The organism is Haloprofundus halophilus, from assembly GCF_003439925.1.
Classification (GTDB): domain Archaea; phylum Halobacteriota; class Halobacteria; order Halobacteriales; family Haloferacaceae; genus Haloprofundus; species Haloprofundus halophilus.
The window spans coordinates 378368-402144 of record NZ_QQRR01000001.1 but is presented as its reverse complement, the minus strand read 5'-3'; the positions used below and the strand labels follow the sequence as shown (position 1 = coordinate 402144).

Genomic DNA, 23777 nt, shown 5'->3' with positions numbered 1-23777 from the left:
CTCGCGGACGCACAGAGACAGCGCTTTCCGACATCGATTCGAATGACCGATATGAACGACTCGGCGCGACGCGAACGACTCACGCTCGCGCTCTCGGTGTGGGCGGTGTTGGTCTCGCAGGTGCTCCTCTACCCGGGCGTCTCCGACCTCGTGCGAGCGCTCGGCGGCGCCGGCGATCTCGACGCGGGGATGTGGTTTCTCGTCTCCGAGTACGCGGCGTTCGTCGTCTTCGCCGGCCTCTGGGGCGCGCTCAGCGACGCGACCGGCCGTCGCGTCCCGCTCATCGTCGTCGGCGCAGTCGGCGGCGTCGCCTGCTACCTCCTCTTGAGCGCCGTCCCCTCGCTCGGCGTCGGCTTCGGCGGCGTCCTCCTGATTCGCGTCGTCGGGGGCGCGTTCACCATCGGCGCGTTCTCGCTGTCGATGACGATGCTGATGGACCTCGGCGGCGGCAACGGCCGCAACATGGGCGCGGCGGGCATCGCCATCGGCCTCGGCGCGGCCGTCGGGTCGGTCGTCGGCGGCCGACTCTCGACCGCCGACCCGCTCGCGCCCGTGTACGGCGCGGCGGTGTTACTCGGCCTCGTCGCGGTCCTCACGGCGACGGTGACCGACCGCTCGCCGGGCGCGGAACGGAGCGGGAGCGGCGCGAGCGACGTCGCCGCCGCCGACACCAACAGCCGCGACGACCTCGGCACCAACGGCCCCGACGGCACCGACGAACGCGCCGGGGCGCGTAAGGTTCTCCGGAAAGTCGTCGACAGACCGGCGCTGCGGGTGCCGTACGCCTTCGGCTTCATCGACCGCCTCACGGCCGGATTTTTCTCGCTCGTCGGCATCTACTACTTCCGCGACGTGTTCGGCCTCGACGCGTTCGGGGCGGGACTCGTGCTCGCGATGTTCTTCGGCCCGTTCGCGCTCCTGCAGTATCCGATGGGGGTGCTCTCGGACCGAATCGGACGCTTCCTCCCGGTCGTCGTCGGGTCGATACTGTACGGCGTCTCCATCGTCGTCGTCGGCGCGTCGCCGTCGCTGACGCTCGCGGCGGGAGCGATGGTGCTCGTCGGTGTCTTCGGTGCTCTGGTCTCGCCGGCGACGATGGCGCTCGTCACCGACATCGCCGACGCCGACGAGCGAGGCGCGGCGATGGGCGGGTTCAACATCTTCGGCAGCCTCGGCTTCCTGACCGGGTTTCTCCTCGGCGGGTCGTCGGCCGAACTGCTCGGTTACTTCGAGGCGTTCGTCGTCGTCGGCTTCACTGAAATCGGTATCGCGCTGGTCGCCTCGCGGGCAGTGCGTCGGTTGGCGACGGGCGAGTCCGTGGCCGTGCCGGGGGTCAGCGAAGCCGACGACTGAGGACGGCCGTCGCTACTCGTGACCCGAGACGCGTACCGGCTGGTACGGTTCTTCGAGATACTCCATCTCGCTCGAACTCAGGTCGATGTCGAGCGCCTCGACGGCGTCTTCGAGGTGTTCGATGCTCGTCGTCCCGACGATGGGCGCGTCGACCCAGTCCTTGTGGAACAGCCACGCGAGGCCGATCTGGGCCATCTTCACGCCCTTCTCGTCGGCGAGTTCCTGCACGCGCTCGTTGACTTCTCGGCCGCCGCCCTCCAGATACGGGTGACCGTGCGCGAGGCTGTCGGTCTCGCCGCGCTTCGTCGAGCGGGCCTCCTCGTGCGGACGGGCGAGCCATCCGCGGGCGAGCGGCGACCACGGGATGACGCCGACGTTCTCCTTCTCGCAGAGCGGGAGCATCTCGCGCTCCTCTTCCCGGTAGAGCAGGTTGTAGTGGTTCTGCATCGTTACGAAGCGGTCGTAGCCGAGCAGGTCGCTGGCGTACAATGCTTCGGAGAACTGATGGGCCCACATCGAACTCGCGCCGAAGTAGCGAATTTTTCCTCGTCTGACCGCGTCGTCGAGCGCCGCGAGCGTCTGGTCGATGGGCGTGTCGTAGTCGTATCGGTGCGTCTGATACAGGTCGATGGTGTCCATCCCCAACCGGTCGAGCGACGCGTCGAGCTGCTGTTCGATGGCTTTGCGCGACAGCCCGCCCGAGTTGGGGTCGTCGTCGTCCATCGGGAAGTACCCCTTCGTGGCGACGACGGCCTCGTCGCGGCGGCCCTCCAGTGCCTTCCCGAGGATGCGCTCGGACTCGCCGTTCGAGTACATGTTCGCGGTGTCGAAGAAGTTGATACCGAGGTCGATGGCGCGGTCGACGAGTTCCAGTCCGGCCTCCTCGTCCAACACCCACTCGCGCCAGTCGCTCGTCCCGAAGCTCATACAGCCGAGGCAGATTCGCGAGACGGTCATCCCCGTGTCGCCGAGGGTGGTGTACTCCATGCGAGTCACTCTCTCGGAGGGGACAAAAACCCACGCGAACGGGTGCGGTCTGCCTGAAGAGCTATCCGTACTGAATCCTACTCCTCCTTCGGGCGCGAGTCGAACCACGTGCCCGGCCGCTCTCCACGAACATCGTATCGACCGTCGACGAACTCGTCCAGTCCGTCAGCGATTTTCCCGCGTCTCTCGGAGCGTATCGCGCCGACCGGTCGGAGCGCGGCGTCGGCCATCGATTCGACCGTCGACGCACAGATTCGTCGTACTGTGCCGACCGCCGCCGGCTCTGCACCGCCCGACCCGCCGACTGCGACGACCCGAATGATTATCCGGTACGGTTCCGACGTGGCGTGCATGGCACTCACGTACGATGACGAGCTCGCGTCGTTCGAGTGGGATATCCCCGCCGACTACAACCTCCCGGCGGTCGTCGAGTCGCACGCCGACGAGTTCGGCGACCGAGTCGCCCTCCACTTTCTGAACGAGAGTGAGCGCGAGGAGCGGACGTACGCCGACCTCCGCGACGACATGAACCGCTTCGCGAACGCCCTCGAATCGCTCGGCGTCGGCGAGGGCGACCGGGTGATGCACCTCCTCCCGCGACACCCGGACGTGTTCGCCATCCAGTTGGGCGCGCTCAAACGCGGCGCGCTCTTGGTCCCTTGCTCGTCGATGCTCAAGCCGAAAGACCTCCAGTTCCGCGCGAACGACTGCGAGGCGACGACCGTCGTCGCCCACGCCGACCTCGCCGAGATGGTCGACCCCGTCGTCGACGACTCGCCGCTCTCGAACCTCGTCTGCGTCGGCGGGGAGCGCGAGGGTTGGCACTCCTACTCGGAGCTCGTCTCCGAGGAGTCGACGGAGCACGACGGGCCCGAACTCGCCGCCGAGGACCCGATGTCCATCAACTACACCTCCGGGACGACGGGCCAGCCGAAGCCCGTGCTCCACAGACACCGGTGGATGCGCTGCTTCGAACTCGTCAACGCGCCCTACTGGTGGGGCGTCACCGCCGATTCGGACATGAGCGACGAACTGCTGTGGGCGACCACGGGCACCGGCTGGGCGAAGTGGTTCTGGAGCCCCGTCGGCGTCGGCGTGACGACGGGCGCGACGCAACTGCTGTACGACGGCGAGTTCGACCCCGACGCGTTCCTCGAACTGATGGCCGACGAGGGCGTCACCCGCCTCTGCGCCGTCCCGACGCAGTACCGGATGTTCACCCAGACGGACCTCGACGAGTACGACGTGGAGCTGAAGGCGGCGCTCTCGGCGGGAGAACCGCTGAACCGCGAACCCATCGAGATGATAACGGAGGCCTTCGGCGTCACCCCGCGAGACGGCTACGGCCAAACCGAAACCGTCGCGCTCGTCACGAACTATCCGGGAATCGAGGTGAAGCCCGGCGCGATGGGCAAACCGACGCCCGGCCTCGGCACCACGATAATCGACGAGAACGAGGCGGAGGTCGACGACGGCGAGATCGGCGAAATCGCCGTGCCGGTCGACTGTCCCGGCATCTTCGACGGCTACTACGAGAAACCCCACCTCGACGAGAAGACTTTCGCGGGCGAGTACTACCGCACCGGCGACCTGGCCTCCCGCGACGAGGACGGCTACTTCTTCTTCGAGGGCCGCGCCGACGACATCATCCTCTCGGCGGGCTACCGCATCGGTCCTTTCGAGGTCGAGGACGCGCTGGTGTCGCACCCGGCGGTCGCGGAGGCCGCCGCCGTCGGCAGTCCGCACGCCGAGCGCGGCAACGTGGTGAAGGCGTACGTCATCCTCGCCGAGGGATACGACGGCGACGATGCGCTCGTCGAGGAGATTCAGGAGTTCATGAAGGAGGAGACGGCCCCCTACAAGTACCCGCGGCGGGTGGAGTTCGTCGACGAGTTGCCGAAGACGTCGAGCGGGAAGATTCGTCGCATCGAACTCAGAGAGCGCGAGGAACAGTTGTTCGGGGAGTAGACGCGCGTTTCGGAGGAACTCGCTGATTCGCGTTCAGTTAGTACTTTTCGTTGGTTGCTCGCCGTAGTAAGACAACCCGGCGACGAGACCGCCGAAAAGTCCTACCGCGACAATGACCAGGGCTAGTGTGGTGAACCCGAGCACGTGAGCGGTCAGGAGCGCGGCGATGTAAACCAAGAGTGCGGTCTGGAGGGTCTCTGACATGTCCGCGTCGACTCGGAGACTTCCCAAAACTGTTCCGACGCGTACCGCGGCGACGAAACTGAACGTACGGTACTGAGAAACGGTTCCGAATCGGAGCACTCTCGGTGACTCGTCGAACCGCGGGGACAGGTCGCGCCGCTTTAGGAGGCGGCGCGACGGCCGGTAGTCGAGTTCGAAACAGCGTGCTAGACGCCGGTCGGCGTCGACTGATTTCGTCGAGTGATGTGCCGCAGTCGAACGCGGCAGGTGGTAGCACGGGTCGGGGGTTTAAAACGGTACTTCTCCGACAGCCGCGGCTGTCCGATCGCTGTCGACGGGGTCGACGCGGTGGTCGCTCCTTACAGCCGTTCGAGGTTCACCGCACGCGGGCCTTTCTCCGCCGCCTCGATCTCGAACTCCACTTCCTGCCCCTCTTCGAGGTCGGGACCGTCGACGTCCTCCATGTGGAAGAACACGTCCTCCTCGGAGTCGTCGGTCTCTATGAAGCCGTAGCCGCCGGTGTCGTTGAAGAACACAACCGTTCCAGTCGCCATCGTAAACTGATGGACGCGTAGGGTCTCAATAAGGATTACGTGCGTCACTCGACGCGGTCGGTCACGGCGAGTGAGAGGTGGTCGCTGCGACGCGCGTCGAAACCGAGGTGGCGGAGCCGAACCCGACGGCGGTTACCGCAGGAAGCCGAGGAGGCGGTACTCGCTGTCGGGGTCGTAGCGCCGGAACAGGAGGCTGTTCGTGAGCACGGAGACGCTGGAGACGGCCATCGCCGCCGCCGCGAGGACGGGCTGGAGCAGGCCGAGCGAGGCCAGCGGAATCATCGCCGTGTTGTAGCCGAGCGCCCAGAAGAGGTTCTGCTTTATCTTCGAGAGCGTCCCCTCCGAGACGCGCATCGCGCGAACGACGTCCACCGGGTCGTCGCGCATCAGCGTCACGTCCGCCGCCTCGATGGCCACGTCGGTGCCGCTGCCGAGCGCCGTGCCGACGAACGCCGCCGCGAGCGCGGGCGCGTCGTTGACGCCGTCGCCGACCATCATCACGCGACGGCCGTCGGCCTGAATCGACTCGACCTCGTCGGCCTTCTCGTCGGGCAGCACCCCCGCGCGGACGTTCTCGGGGTCGATGCCGACGCGCTCGGCGACGGCGCGGGCGGTGCGCTCGTTGTCGCCGGTGAGCATGAACACCGAGACGCCGCGCTCGCGGAGCGTCGAGACGGCTTCCTGCGCCGACTGCTTCACCTCGTCGGCGACGGCGAGCACGCCGAGCAGTTCGCCGTCGAGAGCGACGAGAATTGCCGTCTTCCCCTCGGATTCGAGGTCGCTCATGACGTCGGCCGCGGGTTCGGGGTCGACGTCGTACTCGCGCAGCAGGTCGGGTTTGCCGACGACGGCGGTACCGCGGTCGATGCGGGCGCGGACGCCCTTCCCGGCGACGTTCTGGAACGCGGCGGGGTCGGAGACCTCGACACCTCGCTCCTTCGCGCCGTCGACGACGGCCTCGGCGATGGGGTGTTCGCTGCCCGCTTCGGCGGCGGCGGCGACTTCGAGGAGGAGTCGCTCGTCGGTCTCGGACTCGACGGCCGTCCCCGCGCTCGCTCCTGCACCGTCGGCGCGAACGTCACCGTCGGTCGCGCGGACGTCGCCGCCGGGACCGTTCGAGTCGCCGCTCCCGTCTGCGGTCGGCGAGACGACGACGGCGTCGGTCAGATGCATCTCGCCCTTCGTGAGCGTCCCCGTCTTGTCGAAGACGACGGTGTCGACGTCGCGGACGCGTTCGAGCACGTCGCCGCCCTTGAACAGGATGCCGTGCTTCGCGCCGATGGTCGTCCCGACCATCGTCGCCGCGGGCGTCGCCAGACCGAGCGCGCAGGGGCAGGCGATGAGGACGGCCGACGCGAAGACGACGACGGCGAACTCGAACGCGGAGAGCGCGGCGGGACCGCCGCCGACGAGACCCCACAGCGGCAGCGACGTGACGAACCCGGAGAGCGCCTCGGGGAACAGATACCAGACGACCGACCAGAAGACGGCGTTGGCGATGACCGCCGGGACGAAGTACGCGCTGATGCGGTCGGCGAGGTTCTGAATCTCCGGTTGGCGGCTCTGGGCGTCGCGCACCATCTGGACGATCTGCTGGAGCGCCGTCTCGGAGCCGACTTTCGTCGCGCGGACGTACAGCAGGCCGTTCTCGTTGATAGTCGAGCCGACGACTTCGTCGCCGGGCGATTTCTCGACGGGGACGGACTCGCCGGTGACGTTCGACTCGTCGACGGCGCTCTCACCCTCGACGACGACGCCGTCGGTCGGCACTTTCTCGCCCGGTCGGACCTTCATCACGTCGCCCTCCTCGACCTCGTCGAGGGGGACCTCGCGCTCGTTCTCGAACTCGGGGTCGTCGCTCGTCTCCGACTCCACCTCGTCGACGACGGTGGCGTCGTCGGCTTCGAGCTCGAGCAACTGGCGAATCGCCTCGCCGGCCTGACCTTTCGAGCGGGCTTCGAGGTAGTTACCGAGCGTGATGAACACGAGGATGAGCGCCGCGCTCTCGAAGTACAGTTGCCCCACGTCGAGGAGGCCGAAGAGGACGACGACGCTGTAGAGGTACGCCGTCGTCGACCCGAGCGCGATGAGCACGTCCATGTTCGCCGTGCGGTTCTTCACGAGCGCCTTGTAGGAGTTGACGTAGAACTCCTTGCCGAGGAAGTACTGGACGGGCGTCGCCAGAACGAGGGCGACCCAGCCCATCTCGACGCCGAGAATCGACTCCGGAACGGGGAGTCCGACGAGGTGACCCATCATCAGGACGGAGAGCGGAATCGCCAGCGCCGCGCCGAACAGCGTCAGATTGCGCTGGTGACGGAGTTCGGCTTTCCGGGCGTTCTCTCGGCGGTCGCCCTCGCTCTCGCCCGCCCCGTCGTCGCTCGCATCCTCGCGCACCGGCGAGTAGCCCGCGTCCTCGACGGCGTCGTAAACGTCCGAGCGCGACACCGCCTCCGGGTTGTACCGAACCGTCGCCTCGTCGGTGGCGTAGTTGGCGTCGACCGAGAGAACGCCCGGCAGGTCGCCGACGGCGCGCTCGACCGTCTGCACGCAGTTCGAGCAGGTCATGTCCGTGATGCCGACGTTGACCTCCTCGGCGACCGGGTCGTAGCCCGAGCGTTCGATGGCGTCGTACACCTCTGCGAGGCTCACGCGGTCGGGGTCGTACTCGACGGTCCCCTCGTCGGTGGCGTAGTTGACGTTCACCTCCCCGACGCCGTCGAGCTCCTCGACGGCTGACGTGACGGTAGACGAGCAGTTCGCACAGCTCATCCCCCTGACTTCGATTCGGACGCGTTGCAGTTCACTCATTGATTCGATATACGTGCCCCGCACTCATGCGACTTGTGCCTTCGATTCGAAGGTAAGTTCGGAATCGGGATTCGAAAAATGGGCTGAGTTCAGACGCCGCTTTGGAGTCTGTCGTACCGTTCCCCGAAGTTCGCCAGACAGGAGTCGCAACAGAAGTGGTACAGTTCGTCGTCGAAGCGCGCGGACTCGCCCTCGCTGGTGACGGTGTTGCCGCACTCGACGCAGGAGAGCGCCAGGTCGGCGTCGCCGAGTCCGGGCGTCCACTCGTCGTCGACGACGAGGTTCGCGTCGATGTCGCGGACGTCGTCGAGGTCGACGACGCTGTCGAGGAACGCCGTCACGTCTCCCTCGCGTATCGGCGCGCGGAAGACGACGCGGGCGTCGGCGGTCCGGAAGACGTGGTCGGTTCGCTCGTGCGCGGTCAGCGCCTCGGCGATGTCCTCCGCGGAGGCGGGCCGAACGTCGAGTTCGACCAGCATCGGCATTCCCTCCCGAAGCAACGACCGGTCCACGTCGACGGTGAACCGTCTGATGACGCCGATCTCGCGCAGTCGGTCCACGCGGTCGGAGACGGCGGGCGCGGAGAGGCCGACGTGGTCGGCGAGATCGCTGTACGGTCGCCGGGCGTCGTCCAAGAGGAGACGCAGAATCTGTCGGTCGGTGTCGTCGAGGGTTCGCATGGGAAGCACTTCGACGTGAAGAGGTAAGTGAGTTCGGTGACCGGTTTCGATTCCAAAGGTGAAATCGCGGTTTCGGCCTCGGTTCGAAAGGGAAAGGTGAAAGAGTCGACGGCGAGTACGACGGGACATGACGACGACACTCACCGTCGAAGGAATGAGCTGTGATGGCTGCGAGAAAAGCGTCGTAGAGGCGCTCGAAGACGTCGACGGCGTCGAGAACGCGAGCGCGGACCACGAGTCGGACACGGCGAGCGTCGAGGGCGACGCCGACCCACTTGACCTCGTGGTCGCCGTCGACGATGCGGGCTACGAGGCGAAGGCGTAACTCGAGCTAGAGGCCCCTAGTTGTGCGATTTCTCCGTGTGAACCGAGACGTGACGTACCGCCCGTCTCGCTGCGAACAGTAGCCTCGATGTAATTATATGCGGGAATGTCGTATCCGTGACCAGAATGGTGTTGAACCGCCCGGTCTGCACGAACTGCCAGAGTAGACTGGTTCTAAAGATGCGGACCGAAGGTACCTTCGCACCGCAGGCAACCGATTATCAGCCCGTGTATCGGTGCTACCGGTGCTTCAGCTCTTTCCAACTAGGCGCTGACGAGTCGTAACGAAAGCGGATTGTTCCTTATCTCGGTTGCGTCGTTCGCATCTGGACACCCCGACCGAAGCGCATCAGTTTCGCAGCGAACTCCGAACAGAGAGCCCGGACTACCGTCCCCTGTTACTCTTCTCTCGGCTGCCGCCCCAGCGTGTGGAACTCATCGTTCGGGCGCATGTCCGCGAACATCGCCATCCGGTTCGAGAGGTTGAACATCGACGTGACCGCGCCGATGTCCCAGATGGCCTCCTCGGAGTAGCCCGCGTCGCGTAACTTCTCGAAGTCCTCCTCGCCGACTTTCGCGGGCGCTTCGGTGAGTTTCACCGCCACGTCCAGCATCGCCATCCGCTCGTCGCTCACGTCGGCCGTTCGGTAGTTGGCGACGAGTTGGTCCGCGAGCAGGGGGTCTTTCGCGTAGATGCGGACGAGCGCGCCGTGGGCGACGTTGCAGTAGTAGCAGTGGTTGACGCCGGAGACGGCGACGATTATCAGCTCTATCTCCTCGCGGTCGAGCGCCGTGTCGTCGACGAGCGCGTCGTGGTACTCGAAGAACGCTCGGAAGTGCGAGGGTTTGTACGCGAAACCCGAGAAGACGTTCGGGGTGAACCCAGCGCGTTCTGTCTCCTCGGTGATGCGTTCCTGCAGGTCCTCGGGCAGTTCGTCGAAGTCGGGTACGGGAAAACGGCGCATCGCGTCGTCGTCCAGCGCGGGGGTCGAGTCGTCCGTCATACCCGCGGATTCGGTGAGACCGTACTTAATCGTACGTCCGAATCGAGACCGCGTTCAGACGACGCCGAGGGCGGCGCTGACCCACGCCGCCGTCACGAAGACGCCGAGGACGAACAGTCCGTAGTTCCAGACCGCGCTGTCCGCCGTCGTCAGCGACAGCGAGTACCCTCTCCCCGACAGCGGCCAGAGGAAGTTGACGCCCATCGGCGTGAGCGCGTCGCCGACGAGGTGACCGACGACGGTCAGGAAACCGACGACGAACGCGAAGACGGCGAGGCCGACGCTCGCGCCGCCGAGCGAGACGGAGAACGCCCCCAGAGCGTCGGTTACGACGGCGGCGACGCCCCAGAACAGACCACCGACGAGTCCCGCGAACAACAGCGTGTGCGTCGGCCCGCGGTGGGAAACTCCGGGTAGCTTGTGGTCCACGTCCGGCAGCATCGACAGCCAGAGCATCGTCGCGCCGAGGGCGAACGCGGGGGTGACGGCCCCCGCGCTGACGAGCGTGTAGCCGATGGGCGCGAAGACGAGCAGCGAGACGCCGTAGTGGCCCGTTCGGAACATACCGCGGCATCTCACCGCGGGCGTAAAATCGGTCCGTTTTCGGTCGACGAAGCGGCTTCGGCGGTTCCGTCGGTCTGGCGATTCCGTCGATTTAGCAGTTCCAACGATTCGGCGACTGACCGGAGAGTTAACCCGGTGGCCGACGTATCGCGGGTACCGTGGCTCCCGTCGTCGCATCCTTCGAGTGGCGAACGCCCGCCGAATTCGTGCTCCAACTCGGTCCGGTAGATGCGCTGATTTCGACGTTCGGCCCGTTCGTCGTCCCGGTTCTGATCTTCGCCGTCGGTACCGTCGGATACCTGATTCTCGTCACGCTTGGACGGGCGGGGTTGGTGAGCGGGGACGAACGGTAGTCACCCGCGACCGGACGCGGCGCGAAACTTCAAATACGGGGATGGAACCACCCATCTCCGTGCTCTAACGTGCGGTCGCGGGGGGAGTCGAGGCGGGTGTGCGGCGCGCTCCTCCGCGACACGGATTTGCGCCGCCTGTTCGCTAACTCACGGTCGAGAGGCGTCCCGCTCGACTCGACTCAGTTCCACGGCCCGTGGTCGGGGTCGATGATGCGCTTCTCGTGGTCGATGCCGTCTATCTTCGCCAGGTCGTCGTCGTCCAACTCCAGCTCTCGGGCGGCGAAGTTCTCGGCGACGTGTTCGCCCGTCGACTTCGGAATCGGGACGATGACGTCCTGCGCCATCGACCACGCGAGGCAGACCTGCGCGACGCTCGCGTCGTGTTTCTCGGCCACCTCAACGAGTTCGGGTTCGTCGAAGATTTCGCCCCGTCCGAGTGGGGTGTACGCGACGAGCGAGTAGCCGTGCTCGCGGGCGTCGGCGCGCAGTTCCTCCTGAGGGAGTAGCGGGTGGCACTCGACCTGGTGGGCTGCGATGGGCGAGTCGAGAGTCTCTCGCGCTTCGTCCAACAGTTCCGGCGTGAAGTTGCTGACGCCGACGTGGTCGGTCAGCCCCGCTTCGCGCAGTTCGTCGAAGACCGGCAGCGTCGTCTCAGCGTCGTAAGCGTGGGTCGGCCAGTGGACGTACAGCAGGTCGACCGAGTCGACGCCGAGTCGGTCGAGACTCTCCTCCGTCGTGCGCCGAACGTCCTCGGGTGCGAGGTTCTTCGGGTGGACTTTCGTCGCGAGAATCGCGTCATCCGGGTCGACGTCGCTCTGTCGGAGACCCGCTCCGACGGGTTCTTCGTTGTCGTACATCTGCGCGGTGTCGACGTGGCGGTAACCGATATCGAGCGCCGCGGCGACGGTGCTCGCGCACTCTTCGGGGTCTTTGTTACCGGAGGTTCCGAGGCCCATCGACGGCAGGTCGAGCGTCATGCTCGATTCGAGGGGTTCGGCACAAAAAGAGGTAGGGGAGGCGGCAGGCGGGCGTCGAAGACGCGCGTCTCGGACGACGTTGGCCGATGTTCGGACGGCCCTCAGTCGGCTTTCGTCTCGTCGCCGCGGACGAACCGGTCGTAGGCGGAGGCGAACTCCTCGTCGGATTCGGCCGCTTCCTCCCATGTCTCCAGACCGCGTTCGGCCCGCGTCCCCTCGATGGTGTTGTCGAGGAAGAACGCGACGAGACCGCCGACGGCCATCCCGGTGCTACCGACGACGTAGAGCACGTCGCCGACGAGCTTCGTTCCCAGGATGGGACCGACGAGCGCGACGTTCTGCAGGCCCTGACGGAACGCTTCCGCGCCGCTGAGGTCCGGGTTCGCGGCGGCGACGTTGCCCATGTAGGCAGGAATCGCCAGTCCGGCGAAGAGCGCGAAGCCGACGATGAACACATTGCGAGAGGAGTCGAGGTCGACGTATTCGAGGTTCGAGAGGCCGACGGCGACGATTTGGCCGAACATCGCCAGAAAGAGGCCGCCGACGATGGGGTCCGGAATCGTCGCGACGAGTTGGCCGAAGTAGCCGACGAAGCCCACGACGAGCATCAGCGCCGCGCCGACTTGAACGACGTAACGGGAGGCGACCCCCGTGATGCCGATAGCGCCGATGTTCTCCGAGTAGGAGGTCGACCCGCCGGCACCCATCACGCCAGCGAACACGTTCATGATTCCCTCCATCCCGATGCCGTGGTTGATGCGCTTCTCGCTCGGTGCGCCGAGACCCGAGAGACGGGCGACAGCGTGGTAGTCGCCGAAGCTCTCGACCATCGACGCGGCGACGCCCGCGAGCATCCCGACGACGAACGAGAGCGTCAGTTGCGGGACGCCGAACGCGAGCGGCCACCCGACGACCGGAACCGTCACCGCCACGGTGTTCGCGCCGCCGGCCATCCCCCACTGGAAGGGGTGAATCGGCATGAACGCGGGGGCGGCGAGCACCTCGCCCAGCGGGACGTAACCGGGCATCCCGGCCTGATAGACGCCGACGACGCTCAACGCGGCGGCGAGCGCGTACGCCGTGACGACGCCGAGGAGGACGGGGAAGAGCTTGAAGATGCGAGCGGACGTGTCGAGATACTGCGAGAAGAGGACGATGAGACCGAGCGTCAGTCCCAACAGCCACCAGTCGTTCGTGACTGCAGTGATCTGCGGTGTGTCGAACAGCGAGAGGCCGATGAGCGCGATGGTAGGCGCGATGACCACCGGCGAGACAAATCTCCGAAGACGGCCGAACAAGCCGAGATAGCCGACGACGATCTCGGCCAGCGAGGCGGCGATAATCGCTCCCTGTAACTGCAGCAGCGCGTACTGCCAGTCCGCTCCCGGCGGGTTCCCCGTCTGTGCGACGGCGATGACCGCCAGCGCGGGCGCGAGCATCGAGAACGGTGCGCCCTGCACGATGGGGTAGCGGTTACCGAACGTCGTCTGCGCCAGCGTGGCGACGCCGGAGACGACGAAGAACGTCCCGACGAAGCGCGGAACGAGCGAGTCCGGAATCCCGAGTGCGGCCGCGAGGATGAGCGGCACGGCGATGTTCGCGCCGACCATCGTCAGGTAGTGCTGCAGGCCAAGCAGCAGCGACTCGCCCAATGGCGGCTTGTCTTCGATACCGTACTCTACGAACTCCGATTCCGTCCGTTTGCCCGTCATGGTGCCCCGACCATTGGCGCAAACAAATCGCCGTTCGGTACTTATGCGGTCCGCTTTCGTCGCGCCCGTGCCGACGGAAACCCGGCGGCTACTCGTCGGCTCTGAACGTCTCGACGGCGTTCCGGTCGGGAAGCGCCGTCATCGCGCCGGGTTCGGTCGTCGTCACCGCGGCGACGGCGTTGGCGAACGCGAGCGCTTCGGCGAGCGACTCGCCCGCAGACAACGCCGCGACGACGCCCGCGGTGAACGCGTCGCCCGCGCCGGTCGTATCGACCGGGTCGACGGGGTAGCCGTCGTGCGTCGCCTCGACCTCCCCGCCGTCGCTCCACGGTGCCTCCGGCGTCGCGTAGGCGTACGCCCCCGCGTCGCCGAGCGTGATGACCGCGGTGTGCGGCCCGAACGTACAGATTTCGCGGGCCAACTCCGCCGCGTCGCCGGTGAGTCCAGCCTCACGGAGGTCCTCTGGCGTGGCTTTCACCACGTCGACGAGCGCGAACCCCTCACGAACCGACTCGCGGTAGGAGAACTCCGTCCAGCGTTCGGGTCGGGCGTTCGGGTCGAACGAGACCGTCACGTCCGTCTCGGTGGCGCGTTCGAGCAGGTCGAGCACGGCGGTTCGGGACGGTTCGGTATCGAGCGAGAGCACGTCGGCGTGGAGCCACTCGAACTCGGCGAGGGCGTCGTCGTCGACGGTGCCGGGTTCGAGTCGGGCGTCGGCGGCCGCGTCGCGGTAGAAACTGAACTCCCGGTCGGCGTCCTCGCCGAGGCTGACGAACGCGAGCGTCGTCTTCCCGTTCGGGTCGCGTTCGACGTACTCGTCGGAGAGACCGTGGTCGGCCAGAAACTCGGCGAGGTAGTCGCCGAACGGGTCGGTGCCGAGACGCGTCCAGAAGGAGACGGAGGCGTCGAGATGCGAGAGCGCGACGGCGACGTTCGCCGGAGCGCCCCCTGCGCGTCGGGAGAACGACTCGACCGACGCGAGGCTCCCCGACGCGTCGGGGATGAAGTCGATGAGCGCCTCGCCGGCGACGAGAATCCGTGTCATACGCGACGGTAAGCGAGCGGCTACCATCAATCCGGGCGATTCCGTCAGGATTCGACTAGAGGTCGGCTACGTCGTCGACGGGCAGTACTCAGCGCTCGTCGAGGAGCGCGTCGAGATGTACCTTGCTCGTCTCGATGTAGTCGAAGCCGAACGTGAACACTTCGAGCGAGAGCGTCCCCGTCCAGTCGTCGGGGAACGCGCCCAGGATGCGCTCGAAGTCGAGGTTGCCCGCGCCGAACGGCAGGTGTTCGTCCGAGGCCTGCCGCGTGTCGTTGAGGTGGACGTGGCTGATACGGTCGCCGTGTTCCTCGACGAACGAGGCGATGCCGCCGGAGTCGCGGCCGTCCATCCGCGCGTGGCCGGTGTCGAGCGTCATCGACGCCTCGGTCTCGGCGAGCAACTGGGAGAACTCGTGGGTCCGGAAGAGGCTCCGGGGGATGTTCTCGACGCAGACCTCGAACTCGCGTTCGTCCGCGTGCGCGACGAGTTCGCGTATCGAGTCGAGCGCGTTGTCCCGCAGCGACGAGGAGTCCCACGCGGGCGACCACGCGCCCGTCGTCGGGTGGAGGACGCCCTTCTCCGCGCCGAGCGCGGCGGCGGTATCGATTGCGGCTTTCTGCTCGGCGACCGACCCCGCTCTGACGTGCTCGAACGGCGACCCCAGGTCGATACCGCCGAAGGGGAGATGGACCATCAGGTCCAGCTCCCGGTCGTCGAGCGCCCGCCGAACCTCGTCGGCCCGCTCGTCGAGTCGATGGCGCTCGGTGTCGCCGTCCATCATCGCCTCCACGTAGTCGAACTCGTACTCGGCGGCCGCCTCGATAGCCGCGTCGAGGTCCATGTTCATCTGGGTGACGTACCCGGTGCGGGCGTCCATAGCAGGCCCTCCGTGCGCGAACGTGTTAGGTGGTTCCCCGAATCCGAAGCTCTTCGCGCCCCTCTCCCCCCGTTCGAACGATGACGCGCGACCCTCTCTCCGGGTCGACGCCGACGTCGGCGACAGTGCCGAGACGGGTGCGCTCGGCGACGAGAACGACGAGAACGACGAGAACGACGAAAACGACGAGAACAACGACCCGACGGTTCTCGTCCGTCTCCGACGATGAGTACGATTCGCACGCCACCGAACGATTCAGTAGCGCGCGCCGAGAGCGTCAGCTATGCCCGGACCGGTGTTCCTCCGAGGGGAGCGCGTCGAACTCCGAACCGTCGAGAAGGCCGACGTCGAGTTCGTCCAACGACTCGTCGACGACCCGGCGGTGTGGCCGACGCTGGGCTCCTACCGACCGAAGAACCGCACCCAGGAGATGGAGTGGATCGAATCGATCGGCGACGACACCGACGACCAGTTTCTCGTCTGCGACGACGGCGACCCGGTCGGTCTCGTCGGAGTGACTCCGAACGAGACGTGGGGTACAGCCGAACTCGGCTACATGATCTCCCCGGAAGCGTGGGGCAACGGCTACTGCACCGACGCCGTTCGAACCGTCTCGCGCTACGCGTTCGAGGAGCGCCGGATGCACAAAGTCGTCGCCGAGGCGTACGACCACAACGTCGGTTCACAGCGCGTGCTGGAGAAGGTGGGGTTCACGCTGGAAGGGACCCACAGAGAGGAGGCGTACGTCGGCGGCGAGTACCGCGACCTGCTTCACTACGGCCTGCTCGAAGGCGAGTTCGCGTGAAGGCGACCACGGCACGCTCTCGGCGTGAGTGCGAATCCGATTCGCTACCGAGCGGTTAGAGCCCCGACTCCGGCGCTTCGTCCAGAACTTCGTCGCGCTCGTCGTATCCGTGAACTTCGTCGCGCTCGTCGTGTCCGTGAACTTCGTCGCGCATGTCGTTCCGGTCGCTCTCGTCACACGCCGACGGAGCCTCGCGAAAACGGAGTGTGACGACGCTCCCTCGGGGGTCGTTCTCGTCGAAGCGGAGTTCGCCGTCGGCCTCGGTGAGAATCCAGTTGACGAGCCACAGTCCGATACCGCTGCCGTGTTCGAGCGGGGTTTCGACGCCCGACTCGACCACGCGCTGCTCTTCGGCCGGGATACCCGGCCCGTCGTCGGCGACGGACAGTTCGACGAACGTTCCGCCGTCGTCGGTGGCGGTGTCGACGGCGACGCGAACGGTAGGCGACTCCCGGTCGTGGTGTTCGACGGCGTTTTCGAGGAGGTTCTCCACGGCGACGAGAATCCGTTCGCCACCGTAGACCTGATACCGACCTGAGACTGACGCGGTGAACGTCGCTTCCGGGAACCCCCGGCGAGCGTCGGTGAGCGCGTCGTCGACGAGCGCCGTCAGGTCGACGGTGCCGAGTTCCTCGGACGTCCGTTCGAGCGTCCGGTCGACGAAGCGGGTTCGGTCGGCCACGTCGACCAGCGAGGTGGCGCGGTTCCGAATCATCCGCGCGTACTCTCGCACCTCCGGAGAGTGCGGGTCGTTGTACACGAGGTCCGCGTAGCCGAGGACGACGTTCATGTCGTTTCGCAGGTCGTGGCGGAGGACGCGGTTCAGTACCTGCAACCGCTGTTCGTACCGGCGACGCTCCGTCACGTCGCGCGCACTGATGACGATTCCCTCTACCGCCGGGTCGTCGAGGAGACTGATGCCGACGGCCTCGAACGTTCGCCAGGAGCCATCGGCGTGACGGTAGCGGTACTCGGCGCGTTCGGGCGTTCCGGATTCGATAGCGTCTTGCAGCACGGCCGTCGCTTGCTCGCGGTCGTCGGGATGGATGTAGTCGAACGGGCTCTCGCCGACGTGTCCGTCGGGGTCGTAGCCCATCACCGTCTCCATCGACGGACTGACGTACGCGTACGTCGCCGCCGCGTCGAGGACGACGATGATGTCGTGCGAATTCTCGATGAGCGCGCGGAACTGTCGTTCGACCTGTCTACGCTCGGTGATGTCCCGAAAGACGAGTATCGCGCTCCCGCGCGGGCCGTCGGTGGTCGCGGTCACGTCGAGAATGGAACTGTCGCCGTCGTCGGACACCGTGACCTCGAGGTGGTCGTCGTCTCCGTCGAGCAGCGACCGGATTTCCGCGGAGTCCGGAACTACGGTCGCTGCCGGTCGACCGACGGGCGCCCGTTCGAATCCGAACGTCTCGCAGGCGGCGGGGTTCATCGCGGCGACGCACCGGTTCGGGTCGAGAACGACGATACCGTCCTCGAGTCGTTCGAACAGGTGTGCGCGCGCACCGGGAACCACGTCCAAGAGCCGGTACCGGCGCAGTGCTAACAGAATAAGGCTGTTGTTCACCCAGAACGTCATCGGCGCGAAGTCGAGGGAGGTGACGCCGAGGGCGAGCGGGAGCGCGCCCACGAGCGGCACCACACCCGACAGAATCAGTACGGCGACCTGCTTGCGGTAGAACTGCTCCGACTGGCGGAGGAGGTGGACGAGCACCGCGAGTGCGGCGACGCTCAGTCCGAACGAGTAGACGAGGTGCGTGGCGTACAGCGGCCCCGGGGCGACGACGAGCGTCGTGTATCCGAGCGTCGTATCGACCGCCGTCGCGTCGATGAAAAGCACGCTGTCGGTGAGCGCGAAGCCGACCATGACGAGCGGTTCGGCCGCGAGGACGGCGAACGCGCCGCGCGACAGCAGTCGTTTGTACCCGCTGTAGGCGATTACGAACACGAACCAGAACACCGGCGACAGCGTCGCAGAGACGAGTATCAGCCGAAACCACGGGAGCATCTCGACTCGCGTCGGTGCCAGCAGCAACGCCGCGTACGCGACGGCCCAGACCGCACCCGAGAGCGACAGCGCCGCGAAGGGGTACCGCGTCCACCGCGAGTACGCGGCCGTCCCGCTCAGAACGGAGGCGGCGACGGCGGCGCACACGACCCCCGAGAACAGCAGAAGTGTGATTGATACGATGTGGATGACCATCTGTGTCCGGCGAGTCGAGAAGCCCGCTCTCTGCTACGTGACGAAGAACCGGAGTATAAAATGTACTGATACGAAAAGCGCCGATTTCAGAGGCCGAGTTGCCGGCCGAGTACGAGGTGCTGAATCTCGCTCGTTCCCTCGCCGATCTCCATCAGTTTCGCGTCGCGGTAGAACCGCTGGGGGGCGAAATCCTCGGTGTAACCGTAGCCGCCGAGCACCTGCACGGCGTCCTCGGCGACCTCGCGGGCCGCCTCGCTGGCGTCGAGTTTCGCCAGCGCCGACTCCGTCGTCACCGACTCGCCCGCGTCGTAGCGGACGGCGGCTTTGTGCGTCAGGAGCCGCGCGCGCTCGGTTTTGCGGTACATGTCGACGACTTTGTCGCGGATGGCGTCGAACTTCGAGATGGGCTGGCCGAACTGCTCGCGTTCGCCCGAGTACTGTTTTGCGGCTTCGTACGCGCCCTGCGCGAGCCCCGTCGACAGCGCGGCGATGGAGATGCGCCCGCCGTCGAGCGTCTTCATCGTCTGCTTCCAGCCTTCGCCCTCCTCACCGAGCAGGCGGTCCTCGGGGACCCGCACGTCGTCGAGCGATATCTCGCAGGTCGGCGAGCAGTTCAGCCCCATCTTGTCCCAGACGGTGGTGACCTCGAACCCGTCGTCCGCCTCGGGGTCGACGATGAACGTCGAGATGCCGTCGTAGCCTTCGCCGGGGGCGGTGACGGCTTTCACGAGGACGCTGTCGGCGACGGAGGCGTTCGTGATGAACTGCTTCGTGCCGTTGAGGACGTACTCGTCGCCGTCCTTCACGGCCATCGTATCCATGTCGCTGGCGTCGCTGCCCGAACCGGGTTCGGTGAGTGCCCACGCGGCCATCGCCTCGCCGGAGGCCAGCGGCGTGAGCCACCGCTCCTTCTGCGCTTCGGTGCCGAACATCTCGATGGGTTTCGACCCGAGCGAGACGTGTGCGGCGTAGGAGAGACCGATACCGCCGGAGACGCGGCCGAGCTCCTCGGTGACGAGCGCGTACATCAGCTGGTCGCCGCCGAGGCCGCCGTACTCCTCGGAGATGGGGACGCCCATCATGTCGAGTTCGCCGAGCTCCTCGAACACCTCCGCGGGGAAGCGGTGCTCGTTCTCGACCTCCTGGGCGATGGGGGCGATCTCCTCCTCGCAGAACTCCCGGACGCTGTCGCGAATCATCCGGTGCTCCGCAGAGAGTTCGAAGTCCATACCGACGACTGCGGGGAGACGAGTGATAAAGTCAGCGAACGACCGTGAGGAATTCGAAGCTGTCGGCTCGGCTACTCGATTCAGTCCCGTCTCGCCCGCACACAGGGCGCCACTTATTGCGCTCGCCCGCGTCTCACACGCCGATGGAACTTCGCCGTCTGGTCCGCGGCCGAATCGACTGGGACCGTCTCGAAGGGGTCGTCCGCACGCTCGCGGAGCGACTCGACCGAGAGGAGGTCCACGTCCGGTTTCTCGACGCGGACAACTGGCTGTCGACGCCGTTCGTTCTAGACGACGAGTGGTTCGTCAAGGTCATCAGCCGACAGAACTCGCTGGTCCACGCCATCTTCACGACGGGGCGAAATCTCGGCGCGTTTTCGAGCGGTACGGAGGGATTCTTCGAGCATTTCGGGACGCCGTACCAGATGGCCGAACACGAACTGGAAGCGACGAAGCGGATGCGCGAGATCGGTATCAACGCGCCCGAACCCGTCGAAGCGCTCGAAATCGACGGTCTCGGCGTCGTCGTCCTCGAGTATCTCCCCGAGTTTCGGTCGCTCGACGAACTGGACCGCGAGCGGGAGGCTGCGCTCGCCCCGGACCTCTTCGCGGCGCTGAAGGAACTGCACGACAACGGACTCGCTCACGGGGATTTGCGGGGAGAAAACGTGCTCATCCTCGACGGCGAACTCTACTTCATCGACGCGACGAGCGTCCGCGAGGACGGCCGCGACGACGCCCGCTCGTACGACATCGCCTGTGGATTGGCCGCGCTGGAACCGCTCATCGGCGCGCAGGAGACCGTCGACGCCGCGCTCTCGGCGTACTCGACGGAGGACGTGCTCGCGGCGCTGGAGTTTCTGGACTTCGTCAACATCCGCCCGGACCACGACTTCGACGCCGCGGCGGTCAAAGGCGAGATCGAAAAACGCGCGTCGTGACCGTTGTGACCGTTCTCCTCGACGCTCGACGGCGACTCGAAGGAGTCCGGCCGAGCGCGACTACTCCTCGTCGATCTCTATCTTCACCGGGTCGCGCCCACGACCGTCCGAGCCCGAGGACTCCGCCATCGATTCGAGGTGGTCTTCGACTATCTCGACGTTCTTCACGTTCGCCTTCCACACCGCGTCGAACAGCGTCCCGAGAACCGGAACCGAGCCGACGACGGTGTCGACGGCGACGTTAGCCAACATCCGGATGAGTCGGTTCAGCGGCACGCCGAGGTTCGCCGCCTCCGCGATGATGTAGATCGAGAGCCCCGCCGAGACGAGGTCGCCGGCGACCGGAAGCGCGCCGAGAATGGGGTCGGCCCCGATTCGGTACCCGATTCCCGGAATCCTCACTGACTCGTCGAGGAAGGTAGCGACCGCCCGAATCCGTCTCAAGGCGGGTTCGTCGAGCGAGTCCGGCGCGTTTTCGATGGAGTGTTCGTCCATGTTCCGACAGTCGTCGCCCAGACGTATGACGGCTATGCCTGTTCAGTGCACGATCCGTCCGCCGAGAGGACTGTTCAACGCACGACTTTGTTCGTTGTCTGACTTGTCCGACTTGTCCGACGGGCGGACCGTTCGTCCGGCGACCCGGCGACCCCTTCCGTGACCGGGTGTATTTTTAAGCTGTCCCTTCGCAAATTTTGTCACAGTATGAGCCAACAGACGGGCGACATCCGCCAGCAGTACATCGCCGGAGAGTGGACCGACGGCGAGGGAGAGGAGACGTTCGAGAGCACGAACCCGGCGACGGGCGAGACGCTCGGTGAATTCCGGCGCGGCACCGAGGCGGACGTGGACCGCGCGCTCGAAGCCGCCGAGGAGGCGTTCGACGAGTGGCGCGCGCTCTCGCACATCGACCGCGCGGAGTACCTGTGGGACATCTACCACGAACTGGGCGAGCGCACCGACGAACTCGGGGAGATCATCACGAAGGAGTGCGGGAAGGAGATCTCGGAGGGGAAAGCCGACGTCGTCGAGGCCGCCCACATGGTCGAGTGGGCCGCCGGCGACGCTCGGCACCCGAAAGGCGACGTCGTTCCCTCCGAAATCCCGAGCAAGGACGCCTACATGCGCCGCAAGCCGCGCGGCGTCATCGGCTGTATCACCCCGTGGAACTTCCCCGTCGCCATCCCGTTTTGGCACATGGCCGTCGCGCTCGTCGAGGGGAACACGGTCGTCTGGAAGCCCGCCGAGCAGACGCCGTGGTGCGGCCAGGTCATCGCCGAGATGTTCGAGGAGAGCGGAATTCCCGACGGCGTGTTCAACATGGTGCAGGGCTTCGGCGACGCCGGCGCGGCCATCGTCGATGACCCGCGCGTCGACACCGTCCTCTTCACGGGCAGCGCCGAAGTCGGCCACGAGATCGCCTCGAAGGTCGGCGGCGAACCGGGCAAACTCGTCGCCGCCGAGATGGGCGGCAAGAACAACATCGTCATCACCGAGGATGCGGACATGGACACCGCCGTCCACTCCGCCGTCATGTCGTCGTTCAAGACGACCGGCCAGCGCTGCGTCTCCTCCGAACGCCTCGTCGTCCACGCCGACGTGTACGACGAGTTCAAGGAGCGGTTCGTCGACATCGCCGAAGACGTCGCCGTCGGCGACCCGCTGAGCGAGGACACGTTCATGGGGCCGCTCATCGAACCGGAGCACAAAGAGAAGGTCTCGAAGTACAACGAACTGGCGAAGGAGGAGGGCGTGAACGTCCTCGTCGACCGCACGGAACTCGACGAGTCGGAGATTCCCGACGGCCACGAGGACGGCAACTGGATCGGACCGTTCGTCTACGAGGCGGACCCCTACGACGACCTGCGCTGCACGCACGAGGAAGTGTTCGGTCCCCACGTCGCGCTCCTGAAGTACGACGGTGACGTCGAGGAGGCCGTCGATATTCAGAACGACACCGAGTACGGACTCGCCGGAGCCATCATCTCCGAGAACTACCGCCAGATCAACTACTTCCGCGACCACGCGGAGGTCGGTCTCGCCTACGGCAACCTCCCGTGCATCGGCGCGGAGGTCCACCTGCCGTTCGGCGGCGTCAAGAAGTCCGGCAACGGCTACCCATCGGCCCGCGAGATAATCGAGGCCGTCACCGAGCGCACCGCGTGGACGCTCAACAACTCCTACGACATCCAGATGGCGCAGGGGCTGTCGGCCGACATCAAGACGAAAGACGAGTAGCGACGGAGACGGTACGACCGGAGGCGGAGACGCGAAGTCGAGCGCCGTCCGAGACGGCCCGTCTCTCGGTGCGTCCGGTCTGAGGTCTCACCGTACGTTCGACACGCCGACCACACCGACTGCGCCGACCGCGCCGACCACGCCGACCACACCGACCACGCCGACTACGCCGACCACACCGACCACGCCGACTACGCCGACCACACCGACCACGCCGACTACGCCGACCACGCCGGCCGGGCGAATCGGTCGCGGATTTATGGTCCTACCAGCCCAACGTTCGAGTAGTTCCCACCGAGTGATTCGGTTGATACACCGTGGCCAATACAACCATCTCAGACAGGGAGAACCGCCGGTCGAATCCGACGTCGCGGCGCATCGGGGGTGCCGCAGCGTTGCTCGGCACGCTCCTCGTCACCGCGGGCCTGCTCCAGCAGGCGCTCACCGACGTGACCGCCGGTGGCGACGTCGTGTTCGACGTGCAGAACACCGTCTTCCTCGTCGACCAACTCGCGCTCGTCGCGGGCATCCTCCTGCTGTTCGTCGCGCTCGTCGGGTTCGTCCTGTACCACGAGGAGGCGGGCGGCATCTACTGGTGGTTGGGCGTGCTCGGCACCGGCGGCGGGATGGCGTTCAGCCTCGCCAGCGCCGGCGCGCAGTTCGCCTTCGAGATGGCCGGGATGGCGACGCTCGCGCAGTACGCCGCCTACGGCTTCCTCGCCGGTAACGTCGGCTTCATCGGAGCGTCGCTGCCGCTGGGCATCGCGCTGCTTTTGAGCGGGTGGGCGAAGGCACCCGAACTCCGACTCGCGGGCATCGCGTTCGCCGGTACCGGCCCCTCCATCTCGCAGGGGGCGATCTTCTTCGGACTCAACGGCCTCTTCGGCGGCCTGCTGTTCGTCGGCGCGTACGCGACGGCGTGGCTACTGGTGGCGTACAATCTGCTTCGCGCCGACTTCTGACCGA

General features: G+C 66.3%; 25 protein-coding genes. 9 read left to right on the top strand and 16 right to left on the bottom strand.

What is annotated here, in order from left to right; all coding sequences use genetic code 11:
* Positions 1-51: 51 nt before the first annotated feature.
* Positions 52-1353, top strand: coding sequence for an MFS transporter (locus DV709_RS01945; protein ID WP_117594030.1), 1302 nt, complete (start codon positions 52-54; stop codon positions 1351-1353).
* A gap of 12 nt (positions 1354-1365) precedes the next feature.
* On the opposite strand, the gene DV709_RS01940 is transcribed toward DV709_RS01945, so the two are convergent.
* Positions 1366-2340, bottom strand: coding sequence for an aldo/keto reductase (locus tag DV709_RS01940; RefSeq protein WP_117591297.1), 975 nt, complete (start codon positions 2338-2340; stop codon positions 1366-1368).
* A gap of 77 nt (positions 2341-2417) precedes the next feature.
* Complete coding sequence (locus DV709_RS01935; protein WP_117591296.1) at positions 2418-2693, bottom strand: hypothetical protein; 276 nt, start codon at positions 2691-2693, stop codon at positions 2418-2420.
* Between DV709_RS01935 and DV709_RS01930 the strand changes: the two genes are divergently transcribed.
* On the top strand, positions 2692-4308 hold the full coding sequence (locus tag DV709_RS01930) for an acyl-CoA synthetase (protein ID WP_117591295.1): 1617 nt from the start codon (positions 2692-2694) through the stop codon (positions 4306-4308). The genes DV709_RS01935 and DV709_RS01930 overlap by 2 nt on opposite strands.
* 33 nt (positions 4309-4341) lie before the next feature.
* On the opposite strand, the gene DV709_RS17550 is transcribed toward DV709_RS01930, so the two are convergent.
* The 4 genes from DV709_RS17550 to DV709_RS01915 all read right to left on the bottom strand — a co-directional run bounded on the left by DV709_RS17550 (position 4342) and on the right by DV709_RS01915 (position 8536).
* Positions 4342-4512: a hypothetical protein gene (locus DV709_RS17550; protein ID WP_157972622.1), complete on the bottom strand. Its 171-nt coding sequence runs from the start codon at positions 4510-4512 to the stop codon at positions 4342-4344.
* A gap of 338 nt (positions 4513-4850) precedes the next feature.
* Entirely contained in the window at positions 4851-5045 is a 195-nt protein-coding gene (locus DV709_RS01925) for a cold-shock protein (RefSeq protein ID WP_117591294.1), read from the bottom strand.
* 132 nt (positions 5046-5177) lie between these two features.
* Positions 5178-7856, bottom strand: a complete 2679-nt coding sequence (locus tag DV709_RS01920; protein WP_117591293.1) for a heavy metal translocating P-type ATPase — start codon at positions 7854-7856, stop codon at positions 5178-5180.
* Between the two features lie 89 nt (positions 7857-7945).
* Positions 7946-8536: an AsnC family transcriptional regulator gene (locus DV709_RS01915; RefSeq protein WP_117591292.1), complete on the bottom strand. Its 591-nt coding sequence runs from the start codon at positions 8534-8536 to the stop codon at positions 7946-7948.
* Positions 8537-8663: 127 nt separating this feature from the next.
* On the opposite strand from DV709_RS01915, the gene DV709_RS01910 reads away from it, so the two are divergent.
* The gene (locus tag DV709_RS01910) at positions 8664-8861 is read left to right on the top strand and encodes a heavy-metal-associated domain-containing protein (protein ID WP_117591291.1); all 198 of its coding nucleotides are present in this window, start codon (positions 8664-8666) and stop codon (positions 8859-8861) included.
* Between the two features lie 397 nt (positions 8862-9258).
* Here the strand turns inward: DV709_RS01910 and DV709_RS01905 are convergent, their stop codons facing one another.
* Positions 9259-9840 carry a peroxidase-related enzyme gene (locus DV709_RS01905; RefSeq protein WP_198665681.1) on the bottom strand — a complete coding sequence of 194 codons (582 nt, stop codon included), beginning with the start codon at positions 9838-9840 and terminating at the stop codon, positions 9259-9261.
* 78 nt (positions 9841-9918) lie between these two features.
* Entirely contained in the window at positions 9919-10428 is a 510-nt protein-coding gene (locus DV709_RS01900) for a metal-dependent hydrolase (protein WP_117591289.1), read from the bottom strand.
* A 158-nt stretch (positions 10429-10586) separates the two neighbouring features.
* On the opposite strand from DV709_RS01900, the gene DV709_RS01895 reads away from it, so the two are divergent.
* Entirely contained in the window at positions 10587-10781 is a 195-nt protein-coding gene (locus DV709_RS01895; protein ID WP_117591288.1) for a hypothetical protein, read from the top strand.
* Positions 10782-10960: 179 nt separating this feature from the next.
* Here the strand turns inward: DV709_RS01895 and DV709_RS01890 are convergent, their stop codons facing one another.
* The 4 genes from DV709_RS01890 to DV709_RS01875 all read right to left on the bottom strand — a co-directional run bounded on the left by DV709_RS01890 (position 10961) and on the right by DV709_RS01875 (position 15392).
* Entirely contained in the window at positions 10961-11758 is a 798-nt protein-coding gene (locus tag DV709_RS01890; protein ID WP_117591287.1) for an aldo/keto reductase, read from the bottom strand.
* Positions 11759-11859: 101 nt separating this feature from the next.
* Entirely contained in the window at positions 11860-13470 is a 1611-nt protein-coding gene (locus tag DV709_RS01885; protein WP_117591286.1) for a uracil-xanthine permease family protein, read from the bottom strand.
* Positions 13471-13558: 88 nt separating this feature from the next.
* The gene (locus DV709_RS01880) at positions 13559-14515 is read right to left on the bottom strand and encodes a carbohydrate kinase family protein (RefSeq protein WP_117591285.1); all 957 of its coding nucleotides are present in this window, start codon (positions 14513-14515) and stop codon (positions 13559-13561) included.
* A gap of 88 nt (positions 14516-14603) precedes the next feature.
* Positions 14604-15392 carry a sugar phosphate isomerase/epimerase family protein gene (locus tag DV709_RS01875; RefSeq protein ID WP_117591284.1) on the bottom strand — a complete coding sequence of 263 codons (789 nt, stop codon included), beginning with the start codon at positions 15390-15392 and terminating at the stop codon, positions 14604-14606.
* A 22-nt stretch (positions 15393-15414) separates the two neighbouring features.
* Between DV709_RS01875 and DV709_RS17545 the strand changes: the two genes are divergently transcribed.
* Both DV709_RS17545 and DV709_RS01865 read left to right on the top strand, forming a co-directional pair.
* Positions 15415-15621, top strand: a complete 207-nt coding sequence (locus tag DV709_RS17545; protein WP_157972621.1) for a hypothetical protein — start codon at positions 15415-15417, stop codon at positions 15619-15621.
* A 54-nt stretch (positions 15622-15675) separates the two neighbouring features.
* A complete protein-coding gene (locus DV709_RS01865; protein WP_117591282.1) occupies positions 15676-16197 on the top strand; it encodes a GNAT family N-acetyltransferase in 522 nt (173 codons plus the stop codon).
* A gap of 55 nt (positions 16198-16252) precedes the next feature.
* Here DV709_RS01865 and DV709_RS01860 read toward each other — a convergent pair whose 3' ends face one another.
* Complete coding sequence (locus DV709_RS01860; protein WP_117591281.1) at positions 16253-18406, bottom strand: histidine kinase N-terminal 7TM domain-containing protein; 2154 nt, start codon at positions 18404-18406, stop codon at positions 16253-16255.
* Positions 18407-18492: 86 nt separating this feature from the next.
* A complete protein-coding gene (locus tag DV709_RS01855; protein ID WP_117591280.1) occupies positions 18493-19635 on the bottom strand; it encodes an acyl-CoA dehydrogenase family protein in 1143 nt (380 codons plus the stop codon).
* Between the two features lie 143 nt (positions 19636-19778).
* Between DV709_RS01855 and DV709_RS01850 the strand changes: the two genes are divergently transcribed.
* Positions 19779-20576, top strand: a complete 798-nt coding sequence (locus DV709_RS01850; protein WP_117591279.1) for an RIO1 family regulatory kinase/ATPase domain-containing protein — start codon at positions 19779-19781, stop codon at positions 20574-20576.
* A gap of 60 nt (positions 20577-20636) precedes the next feature.
* Here DV709_RS01850 and DV709_RS01845 read toward each other — a convergent pair whose 3' ends face one another.
* Complete coding sequence (locus DV709_RS01845) at positions 20637-21071, bottom strand: DUF4112 domain-containing protein (protein WP_117591278.1); 435 nt, start codon at positions 21069-21071, stop codon at positions 20637-20639.
* Between the two features lie 207 nt (positions 21072-21278).
* Here DV709_RS01845 and DV709_RS01840 point away from each other — a divergent pair, with 207 nt between their 5' ends.
* Positions 21279-22811 (top strand): aldehyde dehydrogenase family protein, encoded by a 1533-nt coding sequence (locus DV709_RS01840; protein ID WP_117591277.1) that lies wholly within the window; start codon positions 21279-21281, stop codon positions 22809-22811.
* Positions 22812-22898: 87 nt separating this feature from the next.
* Here the strand turns inward: DV709_RS01840 and DV709_RS17540 are convergent, their stop codons facing one another.
* Positions 22899-23042, bottom strand: a complete 144-nt coding sequence (locus DV709_RS17540) for a hypothetical protein (RefSeq protein WP_157972620.1) — start codon at positions 23040-23042, stop codon at positions 22899-22901.
* An 86-nt stretch (positions 23043-23128) separates the two neighbouring features.
* Here DV709_RS17540 and DV709_RS01835 point away from each other — a divergent pair, with 86 nt between their 5' ends.
* Positions 23129-23773: a hypothetical protein gene (locus DV709_RS01835; RefSeq protein WP_137049093.1), complete on the top strand. Its 645-nt coding sequence runs from the start codon at positions 23129-23131 to the stop codon at positions 23771-23773.
* Positions 23774-23777 lie beyond the last annotated feature (4 nt).

Coding starts and splice junctions, on each gene's coding strand:
- DV709_RS01945 (WP_117594030.1), top strand. CDS start 52: ATGAACGACTCGGCGCGACGCGAACGACTCACGCTCGCGCTCTCGGTG.
- DV709_RS01940 (WP_117591297.1), bottom strand. CDS start 2,340: ATGGAGTACACCACCCTCGGCGACACGGGGATGACCGTCTCGCGAATC.
- DV709_RS01930 (WP_117591295.1), top strand. CDS start 2,692: ATGGCACTCACGTACGATGACGAGCTCGCGTCGTTCGAGTGGGATATC.
- DV709_RS01935 (WP_117591296.1), bottom strand. CDS start 2,693: ATGCACGCCACGTCGGAACCGTACCGGATAATCATTCGGGTCGTCGCA.
- DV709_RS17550 (WP_157972622.1), bottom strand. CDS start 4,512: ATGTCAGAGACCCTCCAGACCGCACTCTTGGTTTACATCGCCGCGCTC.
- DV709_RS01925 (WP_117591294.1), bottom strand. CDS start 5,045: ATGGCGACTGGAACGGTTGTGTTCTTCAACGACACCGGCGGCTACGGC.
- DV709_RS01920 (WP_117591293.1), bottom strand. CDS start 7,856: ATGAGTGAACTGCAACGCGTCCGAATCGAAGTCAGGGGGATGAGCTGT.
- DV709_RS01915 (WP_117591292.1), bottom strand. CDS start 8,536: ATGCGAACCCTCGACGACACCGACCGACAGATTCTGCGTCTCCTCTTG.
- DV709_RS01910 (WP_117591291.1), top strand. CDS start 8,664: ATGACGACGACACTCACCGTCGAAGGAATGAGCTGTGATGGCTGCGAG.
- DV709_RS01900 (WP_117591289.1), bottom strand. CDS start 10,428: ATGTTCCGAACGGGCCACTACGGCGTCTCGCTGCTCGTCTTCGCGCCC.
- DV709_RS01890 (WP_117591287.1), bottom strand. CDS start 11,758: ATGACGCTCGACCTGCCGTCGATGGGCCTCGGAACCTCCGGTAACAAA.
- DV709_RS01885 (WP_117591286.1), bottom strand. CDS start 13,470: ATGACGGGCAAACGGACGGAATCGGAGTTCGTAGAGTACGGTATCGAA.
- DV709_RS01880 (WP_117591285.1), bottom strand. CDS start 14,515: ATGACACGGATTCTCGTCGCCGGCGAGGCGCTCATCGACTTCATCCCC.
- DV709_RS01875 (WP_117591284.1), bottom strand. CDS start 15,392: ATGGACGCCCGCACCGGGTACGTCACCCAGATGAACATGGACCTCGAC.
- DV709_RS01865 (WP_117591282.1), top strand. CDS start 15,676: ATGCCCGGACCGGTGTTCCTCCGAGGGGAGCGCGTCGAACTCCGAACC.
- DV709_RS01860 (WP_117591281.1), bottom strand. CDS start 18,406: ATGGTCATCCACATCGTATCAATCACACTTCTGCTGTTCTCGGGGGTC.
- DV709_RS01855 (WP_117591280.1), bottom strand. CDS start 19,635: ATGGACTTCGAACTCTCTGCGGAGCACCGGATGATTCGCGACAGCGTC.
- DV709_RS01850 (WP_117591279.1), top strand. CDS start 19,779: ATGGAACTTCGCCGTCTGGTCCGCGGCCGAATCGACTGGGACCGTCTC.
- DV709_RS01845 (WP_117591278.1), bottom strand. CDS start 21,071: ATGGACGAACACTCCATCGAAAACGCGCCGGACTCGCTCGACGAACCC.
- DV709_RS01840 (WP_117591277.1), top strand. CDS start 21,279: ATGAGCCAACAGACGGGCGACATCCGCCAGCAGTACATCGCCGGAGAG.